The sequence below is a fragment of the Pseudomonas sp. GL_103 genome (assembly GCF_057835175.1).
The window spans coordinates 1,701,337-1,717,931 of the sequence record NZ_CM174420.1; the positions used below are offsets into that span (position 1 = coordinate 1,701,337).

Genomic DNA, 16,595 nt, shown 5'->3' on the forward strand with positions numbered 1-16,595 from the left:
CGAAGGCTGCGAGCTTTTGATCTTTAAAAATCAAGATCGCAGCCTTCGGCAGCTCCTACAGGGGCATTTTCTGGCTTTCTGGTTAATAATCGACAACATGATTTTTCGCCCCGGTGATTTCGTTTTCAACGAGAAGGCCGGGGTTTTGCTTTTACTGCCGAGTCTTTGCCATGGATTGTGTCTTCGAGGTGTTCCGGTGAGCGCCACCCGGCGCAGCACCGACGGGTTTGCCCTGCAAGTGATGGTCGGGTTGTGCCTGGTCTGGGGCGTGCAGCAGGTGATGATCAAGTGGGCGGCGGCCGATATCGCGCCGGTGATGCAGGCGGCCGGACGATCCGGTATGTCGGCGTTGCTGGTCGGGCTGCTGATCTGCTGGAAGGGCGGCTGGAACCAGGTGGGTGCGACCTGGCGTGGCGGTCTGTTGGCCGGTGCCTTGTTCGGCCTGGAGTTCTTCTTCATTTCCGAAGGCCTGCAACTGACCACGGCGGCGCACATGTCGGTGTTCCTCTACACCGCGCCGATCTTCACCGCATTGGGGGTGCACTGGTTACTGCCCAGTGAGCGTTTGCGGCCGTTGCAATGGCTGGGGATTGTCCTGGCCTTTATCGGGATTGCCATCGCGTTTGCCGGCGGGGTGTCCTGGGACAACCTTGATTACCGCATGTTGATGGGCGATGCCTTGGGGGTGCTGGCGGGTGCCGCCTGGGGCGCGACCACGGTGGTGGTGCGCGCCTCGCGCCTGTCAGAAGCGCCGGTGACCCTGACGCTGTTCTATCAGTTGATTGTCGGCTTCTTCGGCTTGTTGTTGATTGCGCTGCTCAGCGGCCAGATCACCCATGTCAGCCTGACCCATGTGGCGGTGGCCAGTGTGCTGTTTCAGGGCGTGGTCGTGTCGTTCTTCAGTTACCTGATCTGGTTCTGGCTGCTGCGCCGTTACCTGGCGGCCAACCTCGCGGTGTTTTCGTTCATGACGCCGTTGTTCGGCGTCACGTTCGGTGTGGTGCTGCTTGGCGAGGAACTGAGCCTGAACTTCGTCATCGGTGCCGTGCTGGTACTGGCGGGCATCACTTTTGTCAGCGCCGAGCAGTGGTTGCGCCGTCGTTTGCGCAAAGCCCTCGGGCAGCACTGACCGGCGCGAGCAACAGACCTCCGGCGATCAGCAAGCCGCCGCCGGCAACCACCAGTGCCGGCTGCAAACCGCCACTGAAATGACTGCTCAGCGCCGCCAGCAATGGCCCGCTGAGCTGGCCCATGGCAAAGCAGGCTGTCAGCAGGCCGGCATTGCGCTGGGTAGCATGGGGCGCCAGTTCCCGGGAGCGTTGCATCACCAGTTGCATGCAGGCCAGGAACGGCGTGCCGCACAGGATCACGCCCAGCGCCAGGCCTGGCCCGTTGCCCAGCAGGCAGGCGAACACGCCAGCGGCTTGCAGCCATAACGTCGCCATCAGCCAGTGACCCGTGGCGCCGGGTTTTTGCCGCCGCAGACTCACCAGCACTACACCGGTTGCCGCCGCCAGGCCAAAGCATGGCCAGAACAGGTCGGCCTGCCATTGGCCTTGGAATTGCGCGTTGGCCATTTGCGACAAAAAGGTCGCCGGAATGATGTAGCCCAAACCGTACAAGGCATAGATCCAGCCCAGACGAGCGATACCTTGATTGCCCGAGGCGCTGGCGCTGGGCGCAGCAGTCGCGGTGGCACCCGGTTGTGGCAGGAACGGCAGGATCCCCAGCAACATCGCCAGCCCTGCGGCGGCGTACACCAGCCACAAGGTGGCGGAAGTCTGGCCCAGCAGATTCGAGCCCAGGGCCAACAAACCTGTCAGAAAAATCCCCAACCCCGGCCCGGCGAAGACCAGCGCACCGAGCCGAGGACGACCGGCCGCTGCCGCAAGCGGTTGGCTCAGTGCGGTAATCATCACCAGCACCCAGGCGCTGGCCACGCCGGTGCCGAAGCGCAGCAGCAGGTGCGACCAGAAACCATTGGCCCAGAACGATGCCAGGGTCAGCAGCACGCAGAGCCACAATCCGCCGAGCAAGCGCCGGCGCACTTGCGGTGGGCGCCGGGAAAACATGGCGTCCACCGCGCCGATGAAATACCCGAGGTAGTTGGCGGCGGCAATCAGCCCGGCGGCGGTCAGGTCGATCTGACCTTCGCTGAGCAGGTGCGGCAGCTGCGGTGTCAGGGCAAAACGGCCGATGCCCATGGCCATCATCAGGGCAACGAAACTGGCGGATAAGCGGATCAGGGGAGACATGGTCTGGATTCCGTCTGGAGGATCAATGACCGTCAGGCTAGGACTGATTGACTTTCTTTAAAAATGAATAATAGTGAGTAACTTGTTCTTTTTTGGAGAATGTCGTGGAGTTCAGCCAATTGCGCATCTTCCAGGCGGTGGCGGAAGAAGGGTCCATAACCCGTGCCGCCGAACGGCTGCATCGAGTGCCGTCGAACCTGTCGACCCGGCTCAAACAGTTGGAAGAGCAACTGGGCGTCGAACTGTTCCTGCGCGAACGTCAGCGTTTGCAGCTGTCGCCTGCGGGAAAAGTCTTGCTGGACTACACCGCCAGGTTGTTTGCCTTGCGCGACGAAGCCAGCGCGGCAGTGCAGGGTGGGCAGCCGGCGGGCGACTTCGTGCTCGGCACCATGTACAGCACGGCGGCGATTCACCTTCCGGGGCTATTGGCGCACTACCACCGGTTGTATCCGGCGGTGAACCTGCAAGTACAGTCCGGGCCCAGCGGTGAACTGCTCGAAGGCCTGCTCACCGGCCGGCTCGATGCGGCGCTGGTGGATGGCCCTCTGGAACTGGCCGGGCTCGACGGGGTGCCCTTGTGCGACGAGCGCCTGGTGCTGATCAGCGAGGCCGACCATCCGCCGGTGCGCAGCGCGCTGGATGTGCAAGGTCGTTCGGTGTTCACCTTTCGCCAGGGCTGCTCCTACCGCATGCGCCTGGAGGCCTGGTTCGCCCATGACCATGCGGCCATGGGCCGGGCGATGGAGATCGAGTCCTACCCGGGGATGCTGGCATGCGTGATTGCCGGTTCCGGTGTGGCGCTGATGTCGGAGTCGATGCTCGCCAGTCTGCCGGGCCGTGAGAGTGTGGCCGTGCATCCGTTGGCCGAACCGTTCGCCAGCGCTACCACCTGGCTGATGTGGCGCAAGGGCATGGTTGGGGCCAACCTGAATGCCTGGATCGAGCAGCAACAGGTGGTTTTTCCGCCGGCACGAGTACGGGCACAGGAAATTGCCTGAACACAGGCTGATTGTGATGGATTCAGTAACAGATCATTGCGACTTTGCGCGAGCATTGCGTAGGACTTCGGACTATTATCTGTACGAAGGGGCTACAGAACTTTGGCCGCTCGGCACTACCCTGAAGGGGGCACCATGAAAGAGAAAATCCAAAACTGGCTGCATGACCTGGGCGTCGCTCTCGGTTTGATCGAACCGCCTCTGCAACCCGTGCCTGTTCGTACTGATGACGAACAACGTCGGCGCCAGCAGCGACGCCGGTAATGGCAGATATCATCTGACAGGTGAAAGGTTTCCCGTGGCGAGGGAGCAAGCTCCCTTGCCGCTTCGTGTACGTTTGATCAACAGCCTTAGTACCGCCCGATCTCCAGCAAGAACCGGCTCAAATCATTCGCCGTCCTGGCGGTCTTGAGCATCCGGTCTTCCTCCACGGTAAACGCCGTGACACCCAGTTCATCTTCCAGATGGAAGATCAGCTCTTCGATATCATTTTTATCCAATCCCAACTGCGCCAGGCTGGCGTTGTCGTCGAAGTCATCCCGACCTTCCAGCAGGCGGCTGATGTAGCGATGTACGACAGCACGAAGGGCAACTTCTTTCATGATCGTTCTTCGAGGAGGTGGGTGTCGTTCTCCCTGCCGGTGCAGTTCCTGTCGTTGAGTACAGCAGGCTTTAGCCGTGTGAGCGCTGCCATTGGTCAATCATGTTGCGCAAATGCTCCCCGGAAAAACTGCCGAAATGCCCGCCATGCACCGTGCGGATCGATAGCGCGAGCAAGCGTTGCAGGCTGCGGGCGTAGTCATCGAGGTTGGAGTGGTAGGCGTCTTCGACCAGGGGGCCGTCGTAGATGATGTCGCCGCTGAACAAGGTTTCGGTGGCGGCTTCGTACAGGCAGATGCCGCCCGGTGAGTGTCCCGGTGTGTGCACGACCTGCAACATCCGGTTGCCCAGGTCCAGCACATCCCCATCTTCGACAAACCCCGTGGCCGGTGCGGCCTTGACCCGATATTCGGCGTAGCACAGCGGGCAATCGGGGTGCGCCTCGAACATGTCGTCGCCGACGAAGGCTTTGCTCAGGTCGTTGTCGCCATCGGGCGCGGCGAGAATGTCCGCCTCGGCCGGATGCACCAGTCGTTCAGCGAATTCGTGATGGCCGGCGATGTGATCGAAATGGCAGTGGCTGGCCACGGCCACCAGCGGCCGTTCAGTGATCCACGGCAGTTGTTCGCGCAGGCTGACCAGGCCCGAGCCGCTGTCGAGCAGCAGGTCTTTGTCGCGGCCCTGGATGTGCCAGAGGTTGCAGCGGTAGAAGGGCCGGATGTACGGCTCGTGAATCAGGCGGATGCCGTCGCTGAGTGGTTTCACCTCGAACCACTGGTTGCGAGAAACAATCTTCATGAAATGTTTTCTCCAGACGAAAAAAAACGGGTGTGGCAACCGACGCCACACCCGTCGAAGAAAGCATCAAGTCGTTATGTTCAGCTTAGGCGGCGCTGGCCACTGCTGCCGAGCGGCGGGACATCAAGCTCACCACCACGAAACTCACCAGGCCTACACCGAGGCTGTAGTAGATCGGGGTGTTGGCATCCAGACCGTCCTTGAACATGAACAGCAGCGCGGTGGCGAAGCCCATGCCCATGCTGGCGATAGCGCCGGCGGTGGTAGCGCGCTTCCAGAAGATCGCACCCATCAGCGGGATCAGCATGCCGCCGACCAACAGGTTGTAGGCCAGGGTCAGGGCGCTGATCACGTCGTTCACGATCAGGGCGATGCCCAGTACCACGATGCCGGTCAACAGGGTGAACAGGCGGTTGATCGCCAGGCTCGACTGTTTGCCGCCGCGCAGTTTCGGCAGCAGGTCTTCGGTCAGGGTGGTGGCAGCGGCGAGCAGGCCGGCGCTGGCGGTGGACATCATGGCGGCCAGTGCGGCAGCGATCACCAGGCCACGGATACCGTCCGGCAGGGACAGTTTCACGATTGCGGCGAAGGCGTTGTTGACGTTGTCCAGATCCGGGATCAGTACGTGTGCAGCCATGCCGATCAGGGCGCAGGCCAGGCCGTAGAGGATGCAGTAGATACCGGCAGCGGTACCGGCAACCTGAGCCACTTTGGCGGTCTTGACGGTGAACACCCGTTGCCAGATGTCCTGACCGATCAGGATGCCGAAGAAGTAGATCATGAAGTAGGTGATGATGGTGTCCCAGCCGATGGTGGTGAAGCTGAAGCTCGCCGCCGGCAGTTTCAACACCAACTCATCCCAACCGCCGACGCGGTACAGGCAGATCGGCAACAGGATGAACATCAGGCCGACAGTCTTGATCACGAACTGGACGATGTCGGTCAGGGTCAGCGACCACATGCCGCCGATCGCCGAGTAGATCACCACGACACCGCCGCCGAGCAGTACCGAGATCCAGAACGGCAGGCCGAACAGCACTTGCAGCACGGTACCGATTGCCAGGATCGAGGTCACGCCGATCATCAGCGCGTAGGCCAGCATGATCACCGCGCTCGCCGAGCGGGCCATCGGGTTGTAGCGTTTTTCCAGGACCTGGGTAACGGTGTAGATCTTCAGCTTCAGCAGCGGTTTGGCGAGGAACAGGTTCAGCGCCACGATCCCGCAACCCAGGGCCGCACACAGCCAGAAACCGGAGATGCCATGCACGTAGCCCAGACGCACGGTACCCACGGTGGACGCACCGCCCAGGACGGTGGCAGCCATGGTGCCCATGTACAGGCTCGGACCGAGGTTGCGACCGGCGACCAAAAAGTCTTCGTTGGTCTTGGCCTTGCGCATGCCGTAGTAGCCGAGTATCAGCATCGCGGCGGCGTAGATGAGTACGACGAATAAATCCAAAGCCATTATGGCGTGTCTCCGATTGTCTTTTTTATGTGGAACAAAGGCGATTTTGTGGGGCTGCTCTCTGTGGGAGCGAGCCTGCTCGCGAATGCGGTCTGTCAGTCACATTGATGTTGAATGTGCCGCCGTCTTCGCGAGCAGGTGTATCTGTGTCAGGCAGGCTGACGTAGTTCTGGTTTCGCCGTGATGCTTGCGCTCTTGCTGCGAGGGTCGTCCGGACCGAACACTGCGCTCGATTCCGGGAACAGGCTCAGCAGCGCCAGGTACACCAGCGAGGCCAGGCCCAGGGTCACCGGCAGGCTGATGTCGATGCCACCGGCCATTTCGCCCAGCGGCCCGACGAACTGACCCGGCAGGTTCACGAAGCACAGGCCGACGGCCGCGCTCGGGATCCAGGCGCCCAGGCCACGCCAGTTCCAGCCGTGGGTGAACCAGTAGCGGCCACCTTTCTCGCCGCGGGTGAACACTTGCAGGTCATCCGGGCAGTAGAAGCCGCGACGCACCAGCAGGCCGATGATCATGATCACCATCCACGGGGTGGTGCAGGTGATGATCAGCACGGCGAAGGTCGACACGCTCTGCACCAGGTTGGCCGCGAAGCGCCCGATAAAGATGAAGGCAATCGACATCACACCGATCAACAGCGTGGCCTTGACCCGCGAAAGCACCCGTGGGAACACGCTGGACATGTCCAGGCCGGTGCCGTAGAGCGAGGTGGTGCCGGTGGACATGCCACCAATCACCGCGATCAGGCACACCGGCAGGAAGAACCAGCTCGGCGATACCGCCAGCAGGCCGCCGACATAGTTGTTGGCCGCGATGTAGTCCGGTGCCTTGACCGCTACGATGGTGGCGGTGACGAGGCCGAACAGGAACGGAATCAGCGTGGCGAGTTGCGCGGCAATCACCGACACCATGATCCGGCCTTTGGGCGTATCACGCGGGATGTAGCGCGACCAGTCACCGAGGAACGCACCGAAGGAGATCGGGTTGCTCATGGCAACCAATGCTGCCCCGATGAACGCAGCCCAGAAACCGGCCTGGCCCATGGCTACGGTGCCGGCGTACTGGCTGTCGAATGCAGGGGCGAAAGCGAAAACCCCCAGCAGGAACAGCAGGCTGGCTGCCCACACCGCAATGCGGTTGACCCACAGCATGAAGCGGAAGCCATAGATGCACACGGTCAATACCAGCAGCGCGAACAGACCGTAGGCCAGGCCCAGGGTCAGATCGGTTTCCGGCAGATCGATCAGGCGTTTGGCACCGCCCACCAGCGCATCGCCCGAACTCCAGACGGAGAGCGAGAAGAACGCGATAGCGGTCAGCAGCGACAGGAAGGAACCGACGATTCGCCCGTGTACGCCGAAGTGTGCACCGGAAGATACGGCGTTGTTGGTGCCGTTGATGGGACCGAACAGGCCCATCGGTGCCAGGATCAGCGAGCCGAGCACCACGCCCAGCACAATCGCCCAGACGCCAGCCTGAAAGGACAGGCCGAACAGTACCGGGAAACTGCCGAGCACGGCGGTGGCAAAGGTGTTGGCGCCGCCGAAGATCAGGCGAAACAGATCGCTGGGCTTGGCGTCACGCTCATTGTCCGGGATCTGTTCGACCCCGTTTGTTTCGATGCTGCTAAGGCTTTTTTCGTTGTTTTTGTTATTCATGATCAGCTCCGATCATAAAGGCGCGCTCATCGTATGTGAGCGTCGCCTGTGTTGGCTAAGGGGTTGGCAGCCCTTCCGGCATCGCGGACAAATGTTCGTGGCAGGCCAGCCATAGGCCTTGTTGTTCTTGGCCAGACGCTTGTTTCTTGAAAACAATCGTCTCGCGCTCCTGGCTGAAGTGTTGCTCCCCTTGCATGCGCAACTCGGTGGCTACGTCATGGATGAATATCGCCACGTCACCCTGCAGGCTGACGAAAGCGTTGCTTGAGGTGCACGAGAGCACCTCGAAGCCATCCTCGGAGCGCCAGCCGTCCCACATCGCCTGATAGGCGTCGCGCGACAGCAGGGGCTGTTCGAGGGTGTAGAAGACGAAGCTGGCATCGGCGCTGAACGCGCCGAAGTAGGCTTCGCGATCGTTACGGGCAAAAGCGGACACCAGATCGGCGGCGGCTTTCAGCACCTGATCACGTTCGTTCATGACCGATCCTCAGCGATGGACTACGCCAGGCAGTACGCAGAGCATTTCGTACAGCAGGTTGGCGGCCAGCAGCGAGGTGTTGCCGGTGGTGTCGTAAGCGGGCGAGACTTCTACCAGATCGCAACCGACCAGGTCGAGGCCTTGGCAGCCACGAACGATCTCGATCGCCTGAATGGTCGTCAGACCGCCGATTTCCGGGGTGCCTGTGCCAGGTGCCCAGGCCGGGTCGATGCCGTCGATGTCGAAGCTCAGGTACACCGGGCCGCCGCCGACTTTCTCGCGGACTTCAGCCATCAAGGGCTCCAGCGATTTGTGCCAGCACTCTTCGGCCTGAACCACACGGAAGCCCTGGTTGCGGCTCCAGTTGAAGTCGTCAGCGGTGTAGCCCTGGGCGCGCAGACCGATCTGCACGACACGGTCCGGGTCCAGCAGGCCTTCTTCAACGGCGCGGCGGAAGGTGGTGCCGTGGGCGATCTTCTCGCCGAACATGTGGTCGTTCACATCGGCGTGGGCGTCGATGTGCACCAGGCCGACCTTGCCGTGCTTTTTATGGATGGCACGTAGGATCGGCAGGGTGATGGTGTGGTCGCCGCCCAGGGTCAGCGGGATCACATCGTGTTCGAGGATGTTGTCGTAGGATTCTTCGATGATCCGTACGGCGTCCAGCAGGTTGAAGGTGTTGATCGCGATGTCGCCGATGTCGGCAACCGACAGCGAGTCGAACGGCGCAGCACCGGTGGCCATGTTGTACGGGCGGATCATCACCGATTCGGCGCGGATTTCGCGAGGCCCGAAACGGGTGCCAGGGCGCAGCGAGGTACCGATGTCCAGGGGCACGCCTACGAAGGCAGCGTCCAGGCCGGCAGCGGTATTCAAATGGGGGAGTCGCATCATGGTGGCGATGCCGCCGAAGCGCGGCATTTCGTTGCCGCCCAGTGGTTGGTGAAGAATCTTGTCCACGGGTAGGGCCTCATCGTCGTTGTTTTATTTATGTCGGTTGCGCCGTTCACGGGAGGACGGGCGAACCTTGTGGCGCCGATTCTGCGAAATGTAGTGGCCGGGAAGAATCGCTACGGGCAAATACTTAGTTCAGATTTTTCTAAACTAATGGCGGAGGCGGGGATAGACTTGTTGCCTCACGCTTCAATGTGATGAGTTGTGCAGTACCTGTGGGAGTGAGCTTGCTCCGGGCGGCGTTCCGACGATGAGGAAGTGTCAGTCAACATCAATATTGACTGACCCACCGCTATCGCGAGCAAGCTCGCTCCCACAATGATCTTCATTACCTTCAGCAGTGTGCGTTACCCCGAGATCGGAGCATTTCCATGGCCAACGCTTTACCCGACCTGAAACTATTGCGCATCTTCGTCAGCGTGGTGCGCCATCAGGGGTTCGCCAACGCCCAGCAGGAGCTCAATCTCTCGACGTCGGCCATCAGCACCTACATGAGCCAACTCGAAGCAGCCCTTGGCCTGGTGCTGTGCCATCGCGGCCGTGGCGGTTTCAGCCTGACCAGCAAGGGCGAACTGTTCCATCAGGAAACCCTGCGTCTGTTGGGTGAACTCGAAGGCTTCGAGCAGTACGCCGCCGCCCTCAAGGGCGAGTTGCGCGGTACCTTGAACCTCGGGGTGATCGACTCCACCGTCAGCGACAAGGCTCTGCCGTTCGCCGAAGCCATCGGCGCCTACAGCCAGGAACACCCGGCCGTGCATTTGCACCTGTCGGTGATGAGTCCCTACGAACTGCAACTCGGCGTGCAGGACAACCGTCTTGACCTCGCCATCGGCGCGTTTTCCACGCGCATGAGCGGCCTGGTGTACATGCCGCTGTACCGTGAACAACACTGGTTGTATTGCAGCACGCGGCATCCGCTGTTCAACGAGCGGCGCATTCCCGAGCAGGTCATCACCCAGCAGCGCATGGTCGGTCGTGGTTATTGGAGCCAGGCCGAACTGGCGCGCCACGGTTTCAAGCACAGCGCCGCGACGGTGGAAAGTATGGAGGCCCAGTTGATTCTGGTGTTGTCCGGCGCCTACATCGGCTACCTGCCGGAGCACTACGCCCAGGCCTGGGCCGACAAGGGTGACTTGCGGGTGTTGCTGCCGGCGACCTTCGGTTATCAGGCGCCGTTCTCGATGATCGTGCGTCGGGGCCGTAGCCGCGAGCCGCTGATCCAGACTTTTCGTGATCTGCTCAAAGCACAACTGAATCAGGCGTAAAGACGATGTCCAGAATTCAATGTCCGCGCTGCCTGCGCCCGCAAAGCCACTGCCTGTGCCCGTTGATCCCGAGCCTCGACAGCCGCACCCGGGTACTGTTGTTGCAGCATCCGAGCGAAGTGAATCATGCGTTGAACACCGCGCGTCTGGCGGCGCTTGGGTTGAGGAATGCCGAGTTGATCGTCGGCGAGGTGTTTGAGGATTTGCCGGCGATGTTGAATCAGCCGGGGTATCGGGCGCGGTTGCTGTTTCCCGGCGAAGAGGCCCAACCGATGCAGGCTTGTGCCGCGACAGACGACCCCTTGTTGCTGGTGGTCCCCGACGGCACCTGGCGCAAGGCGCGCAAGATGTTGCACCTCAATCCATTGCTGGTGGCGTTGCCGCGGGTGACGCTGGCCGAGGGCGGCGTGTCCCGCTATCGCCTGCGCAAGGCGCCGGGACCGGGGGCGTTATCGACGGTGGAGGCAATTGTGCAGGCGCTGGAAACCCTCGAAGCGCCGGCGACGTTTGCGCCGTTGCTGAAGCCGTTCGAGGCGTTGATCGAGGGGCAGATTGCGGCGATGGGGGAGGAGACTTACCAGCGTAACCATGGGTCGAAATAGTCGGTGCCTGTCATGGCCCCATCGCGAGCAAGCTCGCTCCCACAGGTTTGCGTTCGACGCGGACACTGTGGGAGCGAGCTTGCTCGCGATGGCAGTAGTAAGATCACAGCAGATGTTTGAAGAAAACTACCTTTCCCGCATCGCCTCGGTCCGGGCCTTGAGCACCGGTTTAAGCAAGTAATCCAGCACCGTTTTCTCCCCGGTAATAATGTCCACCGTCGCCACCATCCCCGGGATGATCAGCAGCGGTTTCACATCCCCGCCCAAATGGTTTTTGTCGGTACGGACCTGAATCAGATAGAAGCTGTTGCCTTTGTCGTCGGTGATGGTGTCGGCGCCGATCAGTTCCAGTTTGGCGCTCAGGCCGCCGTAAATGGTGTAGTCGTAGGCACTGAACTTGACCATGGCTTTCTGGCCCGGATGCAGGAATGCAACGTCCTGTGGCCGCACCTTGGCTTCGATCAGCAGGTTGTCTTCCAGCGGCACGATTTCCACCATGTCACTGCCGGGCTGGACCACGCCGCCGATGGTGTTGACCTTCAATACCTTGATGATGCCGTGCACCGGCGAGACCACGGTGGTACGGGTCACACGGTCGTCGATGGCGATGCTCGATGCCGTGATTTTTGACAGGTCGGTGCGTTTCTCGTTCAGCTCTTTGGCGGCTTCCGAGCGGAAGGTCTGTTCCGATTCATCAATCTTGCTTTTGATCTCGTTGATCGCCGATTCCGCCCGTGGAATCGCCAGGGTGGTGGCGTTCAATGAGCCGCGAATCTCCACCGCGCTGCGTTTGAGCCGCAGGATTTCCACCGGTGATACCGCACCCGTGCCCACCAGCGGCATGGACATGTTCATTTCCTGTTGCAGCAACGCCAGGCTGGAGCTGAACTGCCCCTGTTTCGAACGGAACTCTGCCAACTCCTGGGTTTTTTGCCGAAGTTGCTCGGTCAGGGTGCGCTGCTCGCTGGCCAGGCGCCGTTGCCGTTGCTCGTACAGCGAGCGCTCGTCTTCGGCCACTTGCGGGGCCTTGGCGATCACTTCTTCTGACAGCTTGAACGGCCGGCCTTCGGCTTCGGCCGAAAGCCGTTCGACTTGCGCGGTCAAGGCATAGCGATCGGCTTCGCTTTCGCCCTTGTTCGACAGGTAGCGGGTGTCATCCAGGCGCAGCAAGGTGTCGCCCTTGTTCACCATTTGTCCTTCACGGACGAAAATTTCAGTGACGATGCCGCCCTCCAGGTTCTGGATCACCTGGACCTTGCTCGACGGAATCGCCTTGCCTTCGCCCATGGTCACTTCCTGCAACACGGCGAATTTGGCCCAGACCACTGCGCTGACCACCAGCGCGGCGGCCAGCCATACGGTGATTCGTGACCAGCGCGGTGAGTCCTGCAACGAGGCGCCGGCGGTTTCCGGCATGAACTCGGTTTCGGCACTTTTGTTGAAACTGTCGAAGTAGCCACGGGATCCTTGATCGGCAGACATGGAGGACTCCTAGACGGCCGCAGAGCCGACACGGCCCTTGCGCAGTGCATCGATGACCGCTTCCTTCGGACCGTCGGCGACGATCCGTCCGCTGTCCAGTACCACCAACCGGTCCACCAGGCTCAGCATCGAGGTGCGGTGGGTGACCAGCAGGATGGTTTTGCCCTGGACCCAGCCGTGAAGTTTTTGCCGCAGGACGTCTTCGCTGCTGTTGTCCATGGCACTGGTGGGCTCGTCGAGCAGCATGATGGGCGGGTCGAGCAACATCGCCCGGGCCATCAATACGGCCTGGCGCTGGCCGCCGGACAACAGTTGCCCGCGTTCGCCCACGGGCCGGTCGAAGCCTTGCGGGTGTTGTCGGGCCAGCTCGGTCACGCCGGTCATTTCCGCCACTTCGAGCATGCGTGAGTCGCTGATGTAGCGCGCGCCGAGGGTCAGGTTGTCGCGCAGGCTGCCGGCCAGAAGCGGCAGGTCGTGGGCGACGTAACCGATTTGATGGCGCAGGTCGGCGACGTCCAGTTGCCGAAGGTCCAGGCCATCGAGCAGCAACTGGCCTTCATCCGGTTCGTAGAAGCCCATTACCAGCCGCGCCAGGGTGCTTTTGCCGGAGCCGCTGCGGCCGATGATGCCGACGCGCTCGCCGGGCTTCACACTGAAGCTGATATTGGCCAGGGCGGGAGAACTCTGGCCGTTGTAGTGGAAGGTCGCGCCGACGACATCCAGCGCGCCTTGCAGTTGGGTGCGCTCCAGCGGCCGTTGCCTGGCGTCGCGCTCCTGGGGCAGGCCCATCAGCGCGTCGGTGCTTTTCATGGTCAGTTGCGCTTGCTGGTAGCGGGTGATCAGGCCGGCGATCTGGCCCAGTGGTGCAAGTACCCGACTGCCGAGCATGTAGCTGGCCACCAGGGCGCCGACACTGAGGTTGCCGGCGATGATGCTGTAGACCCCGGCGACGATGGTTGCCATGCCGGACAGTTGCTGGATGAACAGCGTGCCGTTGGTGGCCAGGGCCGAGAGGTTGCGCGCGTGGCTGTCGAGGCGGGTGAGGGCGCCGTGAGTGCTTTCCCATTTGTGCTGGCGTTCGCTTTCGGCGCTGCAGGCCTTGAGGGTTTCCAGGCCGCTGAGGGTTTCGATCAACAGTGCCTGGCGTTCGGCGCCGAGGCTGAGGCTTTTCTGCACGGTATCGCGCAGGCGCACCTGGATCACCATGGCGAAGATGATAGTGATGGGAAACGCCAGTATCGGGATCACCACCAGCCAGCCACCGAGCAGGCCGATCACCAGCAGCATCAGCAGGCAGAAGGGCAGGTCGATGAGGCTGGTGAGGGTCACGGCGGTGAGAAATTCCCGCAGGCCCTGGAAGTCATGAATGCTTTGGGCGAAGCCACCGATGGTCGCCGGTCGCGCTTTCATCGCCATGCCGGTGATGCGCTCGAACAGGGTGGCTGACAGGATCACATCGGTTTTCTTGCCGGCGGTATCCAGCAAGTGCGCGCGCACGACCCGCAGCACCAGTTCGAAAGCGGTGCCGATCAGCAGACCGATCGCCAGTACCCACAAGGTCGAAGTGGCCTGGTTCGGCACCACGCGATCGTAGGTCTGCATCACGAACAGCGGCACCATCAGGCCCAGCAGGTTGATCAGGAAGCTCGCCAGGATCGCATCGCTGTACAGCCATTTCGACAGCTTCAGCGTGTCGCGGAACCAGGCCTGCACCCGAGGTACCAGCGGCGAGCGCAAGTCTTCGAGTTCGTGGCGTGGCCGGGCAAACAACGCCTGGCCACTGTAGTGTTCGGCCAGCTCTTCGGGGCTGAGCCATTGTTCGCCGCCGTCGGCTTCGCTGGGCAGGATCAGCACCTTGCCGTCCTCGCCATAACGGCGCAGGACTGCCGTGCGGCCGTTGTTGAGCAACAGCAGCACGGGCAGGTTGAGCGCGCAGATGTCCTTGAGGTCACGGCGCAGCAAGCGCGCCTGCAAACCGGCCCGGGCCGCTGCACGGGGCAGCAGGTCCAGGCTCAGGCGTTGATGTGCCATGGGGAGCCCGGCACTGAGGCTGGCGCGACTGACCGTCGCGCCGTGGAGTTTGCAGAGGATCAACAGACCGTCCAGAAGCGGGTCATCGAAGCTCAGGCGCGGATCGATACCGGTGTTGCCGGGTTCCATGCTGGTCATTGAACCCTCCCGGGCACTACTTCATTTCAGGCAGACGAGCTTCGTTTTTCACTTCGGTCTGGGCGATCGCGTCGGCGGGCAGTACGACCCGTTGCTTGCTCAACAACTGACCCATGTCCGCCAGGATGCGGTACATCGAGAACTCTTCGGTGTAGCGCACTTCGGTGTAGCGACGGTTGGCGTTGTAGAGCTCGTTTTCACTGTCGAGCAGGTCCAGCAGGGTCCGTTGGCCGAGGCCGAACTGGTCCTGGTAGGCAATGCGTACGCGCTTGCTGGTTTCGGCATATTCACGGGCGGTCGGGGTTTGTTTCTTGGCATTGACCATGGCGTTCCAGGCCAGGTGAATGTTTTCGTTGAGCTGGCGCAGGGCATTGTTACGGATGTCCATGGCCTGGTTGATCTTGTGCGAGTCGGAGGCCAGGCGCGCCTTGTCGCTGCCGCCGCGGAACAGGTTGTAGTTCATCACCACGCCGACCCGCCATTCGTTGTCGTGGCCTTCGTCACCCTGCAGGTTGTTGTTCGCGCCGACTGCCGCCTCGGCATCGAAGCGTGGGTAGAACGGCGACTTGGCGACTTCGTACTGGCTTTCGGACGATTGCACGTCGGCCTGGGCGGATTTCAGGTAAGGGTTGTTCTCCACCATGCTCTGCTGGGCTTCAGGCAGAGAGGTAGGGACTTCGCCGCGAATCGACGGCGGGGTTTCGAGTTCATCGGGCATGCGCCCCACAACGGCGTAGAAGTTCGACTCGGCATCGGCCAGATCGACTTCGGCGGTGTCGAGGTTGTTTTCCGCCAGAGCCCGGCGAGCGCTGGACTGGTCGGCATCGGCGTTGCTGCCCACGCCGCGTTGGGTGCGCAGGCCGATCTGGTCGTTGACCCGCAAGTGCGCTTGCAGGTTGTTCTTGGCCAGTGTCACCAGTTCGCGGCGCTTGAGGACTTCCAGGTAAACCTCGGTGGTGCGCAGGGCCAGGTCCTGAGCCGTACCCTGAGCGTAATAGGCTCGCGAGTTGACCACGCCTTTGGTGCGTTCGACTTCATTGGAAGTGTTGAACCCGTCGAAGAGCATTTGCCGCAGGCGCAACTCCGATTGGGTGTAGTTGAGGATTTCGGTGTGGTGATTGCCGAACGCCCGGGTATTGGTGTTATCGCTGTACCCGCGCCCGTAGGCGGCGTTCAAATCAACCGATGGATAAAAGCCCCCTTTGGCGACCTTCACGTCCTCATCCGCCGACAGTCGGCTGTCTACCCGGGATGCCAGTTCCGGGTGGGTCGCAATGGTGCTCTGGATCGCTTCGGTCAGCGACATGGCCTGAGCCTGGGACGAGCAGGCCATGGCCAAAAGAACCGCGCTGCAGAGGGGGGTTAATAGGCGCATGTACATCTCCCTGATTCCTGATGGTGCTTATCAGTCGCCAATTATTTGACGATATTTATAGGTAAAGTTGTTTCACATCTTTAACAAAAGAGCTAAGAACATTCTGGAGCGTAGCCAAGAAATTTTTTTCATAACGGATATGCCAAAAAAAACTTATGCGCTCTGTGAAATCCAGCACATTGTTCAATTGGAAAGCCCTTGTTTTATGGGCTCTAGGGCGCTCATCGGGGTTTGAGGAAAGTTCCAATCCACTTATCGAAATAGAGCGGAGAAGTGCTGGAGGGGAGGGATGCGAGCGATCTGATGGCGACGGTTTTTTGTCACTTGAGTGCTTCGAGATCGTTACGCATCGCTCACAGGCAACGTTGTTGCGAACAGGGATCCGATGCCATTGATTGCAGAGGGTTTTTCCCGAAATCGTAAACAGCGCCGTGAGCGACTGGCTGGGCGAGATCGTTGCCGGGTCCACGGCTTACTCAAGTAAACCGGCACC

At 61.2% G+C, this 16,595-nt stretch carries 15 protein-coding genes; 5 read left to right on the forward strand and 10 right to left on the reverse strand.

Going from position 1 to position 16,595, the window contains the following annotated elements:
* The first annotated feature begins 196 nt into the window (after positions 1 to 196).
* Complete coding sequence (locus tag AC3IP0_RS07685) at positions 197 to 1,129, forward strand: DMT family transporter (protein WP_056721415.1); 933 nt, start codon at positions 197 to 199, stop codon at positions 1,127 to 1,129.
* Here AC3IP0_RS07685 and AC3IP0_RS07690 read toward each other — a convergent pair.
* Positions 1,074 to 2,255, reverse strand: a complete 1,182-nt coding sequence (locus AC3IP0_RS07690) for an MFS transporter (RefSeq protein WP_489318803.1) — start codon at positions 2,253 to 2,255, stop codon at positions 1,074 to 1,076. The genes AC3IP0_RS07685 and AC3IP0_RS07690 overlap by 56 nt on opposite strands.
* Before the next feature lie 104 nt (positions 2,256 to 2,359).
* On the opposite strand from AC3IP0_RS07690, the gene ptrR reads away from it, so the two are divergent.
* Both ptrR and AC3IP0_RS07700 read left to right on the forward strand, forming a co-directional pair.
* Positions 2,360 to 3,253 carry a putrescine utilization regulator PtrR gene (ptrR, locus tag AC3IP0_RS07695; protein ID WP_223458062.1) on the forward strand — a complete coding sequence of 298 codons (894 nt, stop codon included), beginning with the start codon at positions 2,360 to 2,362 and terminating at the stop codon, positions 3,251 to 3,253.
* A gap of 135 nt (positions 3,254 to 3,388) precedes the next feature.
* Positions 3,389 to 3,517: a PA1414 family protein gene (locus AC3IP0_RS07700; RefSeq protein ID WP_007972508.1), complete on the forward strand. Its 129-nt coding sequence runs from the start codon at positions 3,389 to 3,391 to the stop codon at positions 3,515 to 3,517.
* Positions 3,518 to 3,603: 86 nt separating this feature from the next.
* Here the strand turns inward: AC3IP0_RS07700 and AC3IP0_RS07705 are convergent, their stop codons facing one another.
* The 6 genes from AC3IP0_RS07705 to speB form a co-directional block, all read right to left on the reverse strand.
* On the reverse strand, positions 3,604 to 3,855 hold the full coding sequence (locus AC3IP0_RS07705; RefSeq protein ID WP_489318804.1) for an acyl carrier protein: 252 nt from the start codon (positions 3,853 to 3,855) through the stop codon (positions 3,604 to 3,606).
* 70 nt (positions 3,856 to 3,925) lie between these two features.
* Positions 3,926 to 4,651, reverse strand: coding sequence for an MBL fold metallo-hydrolase (locus AC3IP0_RS07710; protein ID WP_489318805.1), 726 nt, complete (start codon positions 4,649 to 4,651; stop codon positions 3,926 to 3,928).
* A gap of 85 nt (positions 4,652 to 4,736) precedes the next feature.
* On the reverse strand, positions 4,737 to 6,116 hold the full coding sequence (locus tag AC3IP0_RS07715) for a sodium:solute symporter family protein (protein ID WP_489327101.1): 1,380 nt from the start codon (positions 6,114 to 6,116) through the stop codon (positions 4,737 to 4,739).
* A gap of 149 nt (positions 6,117 to 6,265) precedes the next feature.
* A complete protein-coding gene (locus AC3IP0_RS07720; RefSeq protein ID WP_489327102.1) occupies positions 6,266 to 7,777 on the reverse strand; it encodes a purine-cytosine permease family protein in 1,512 nt (503 codons plus the stop codon).
* A 55-nt stretch (positions 7,778 to 7,832) separates the two neighbouring features.
* Positions 7,833 to 8,255 (reverse strand): YybH family protein, encoded by a 423-nt coding sequence (locus tag AC3IP0_RS07725; protein ID WP_489318808.1) that lies wholly within the window; start codon positions 8,253 to 8,255, stop codon positions 7,833 to 7,835.
* A 9-nt stretch (positions 8,256 to 8,264) separates the two neighbouring features.
* Positions 8,265 to 9,215, reverse strand: a complete 951-nt coding sequence (gene speB, locus AC3IP0_RS07730) for an agmatinase (protein ID WP_007984912.1) — start codon at positions 9,213 to 9,215, stop codon at positions 8,265 to 8,267.
* Positions 9,216 to 9,580: 365 nt separating this feature from the next.
* On the opposite strand from speB, the gene AC3IP0_RS07735 reads away from it, so the two are divergent.
* Both AC3IP0_RS07735 and AC3IP0_RS07740 read left to right on the forward strand, forming a co-directional pair.
* Complete coding sequence (locus AC3IP0_RS07735; protein WP_007972518.1) at positions 9,581 to 10,474, forward strand: LysR family transcriptional regulator; 894 nt, start codon at positions 9,581 to 9,583, stop codon at positions 10,472 to 10,474.
* A gap of 5 nt (positions 10,475 to 10,479) precedes the next feature.
* Complete coding sequence (locus tag AC3IP0_RS07740; RefSeq protein WP_489327104.1) at positions 10,480 to 11,076, forward strand: tRNA-uridine aminocarboxypropyltransferase; 597 nt, start codon at positions 10,480 to 10,482, stop codon at positions 11,074 to 11,076.
* Between the two features lie 126 nt (positions 11,077 to 11,202).
* Here AC3IP0_RS07740 and AC3IP0_RS07745 read toward each other — a convergent pair whose 3' ends face one another.
* From AC3IP0_RS07745 to AC3IP0_RS07755, 3 genes are read right to left on the reverse strand one after another with little or no spacing between them, the layout of a single operon-like run.
* Positions 11,203 to 12,558, reverse strand: coding sequence for an HlyD family type I secretion periplasmic adaptor subunit (locus AC3IP0_RS07745; RefSeq protein ID WP_489318810.1), 1,356 nt, complete (start codon positions 12,556 to 12,558; stop codon positions 11,203 to 11,205).
* 9 nt (positions 12,559 to 12,567) lie between these two features.
* Positions 12,568 to 14,727, reverse strand: a complete 2,160-nt coding sequence (locus tag AC3IP0_RS07750; protein ID WP_489318811.1) for a type I secretion system permease/ATPase — start codon at positions 14,725 to 14,727, stop codon at positions 12,568 to 12,570.
* Between the two features lie 16 nt (positions 14,728 to 14,743).
* Positions 14,744 to 16,102 carry a TolC family outer membrane protein gene (locus tag AC3IP0_RS07755; protein WP_489318812.1) on the reverse strand — a complete coding sequence of 453 codons (1,359 nt, stop codon included), beginning with the start codon at positions 16,100 to 16,102 and terminating at the stop codon, positions 14,744 to 14,746.
* Positions 16,103 to 16,595: the final 493 nt, after the last annotated feature.

What these genes read in the sequence shown, in the direction of transcription:
- AC3IP0_RS07755 (WP_489318812.1), bottom strand. Translation starts at nt 16,102, where the DNA reads ATGCGCCTATTAACCCCCCTCTGCAGCGCGGTTCTTTTGGCCATGGCC.
- AC3IP0_RS07720 (WP_489327102.1), bottom strand. Translation starts at nt 7,777, where the DNA reads ATGAATAACAAAAACAACGAAAAAAGCCTTAGCAGCATCGAAACAAAC.
- AC3IP0_RS07690 (WP_489318803.1), bottom strand. Translation starts at nt 2,255, where the DNA reads ATGTCTCCCCTGATCCGCTTATCCGCCAGTTTCGTTGCCCTGATGATG.
- AC3IP0_RS07725 (WP_489318808.1), bottom strand. Translation starts at nt 8,255, where the DNA reads ATGAACGAACGTGATCAGGTGCTGAAAGCCGCCGCCGATCTGGTGTCC.
- AC3IP0_RS07700 (WP_007972508.1), top strand. Translation starts at nt 3,389, where the DNA reads ATGAAAGAGAAAATCCAAAACTGGCTGCATGACCTGGGCGTCGCTCTC.
- AC3IP0_RS07740 (WP_489327104.1), top strand. Translation starts at nt 10,480, where the DNA reads ATGTCCAGAATTCAATGTCCGCGCTGCCTGCGCCCGCAAAGCCACTGC.
- AC3IP0_RS07705 (WP_489318804.1), bottom strand. Translation starts at nt 3,855, where the DNA reads ATGAAAGAAGTTGCCCTTCGTGCTGTCGTACATCGCTACATCAGCCGC.
- AC3IP0_RS07745 (WP_489318810.1), bottom strand. Translation starts at nt 12,558, where the DNA reads ATGTCTGCCGATCAAGGATCCCGTGGCTACTTCGACAGTTTCAACAAA.
- AC3IP0_RS07710 (WP_489318805.1), bottom strand. Translation starts at nt 4,651, where the DNA reads ATGAAGATTGTTTCTCGCAACCAGTGGTTCGAGGTGAAACCACTCAGC.
- AC3IP0_RS07715 (WP_489327101.1), bottom strand. Translation starts at nt 6,116, where the DNA reads ATGGCTTTGGATTTATTCGTCGTACTCATCTACGCCGCCGCGATGCTG.
- AC3IP0_RS07750 (WP_489318811.1), bottom strand. Translation starts at nt 14,727, where the DNA reads ATGACCAGCATGGAACCCGGCAACACCGGTATCGATCCGCGCCTGAGC.
- AC3IP0_RS07735 (WP_007972518.1), top strand. Translation starts at nt 9,581, where the DNA reads ATGGCCAACGCTTTACCCGACCTGAAACTATTGCGCATCTTCGTCAGC.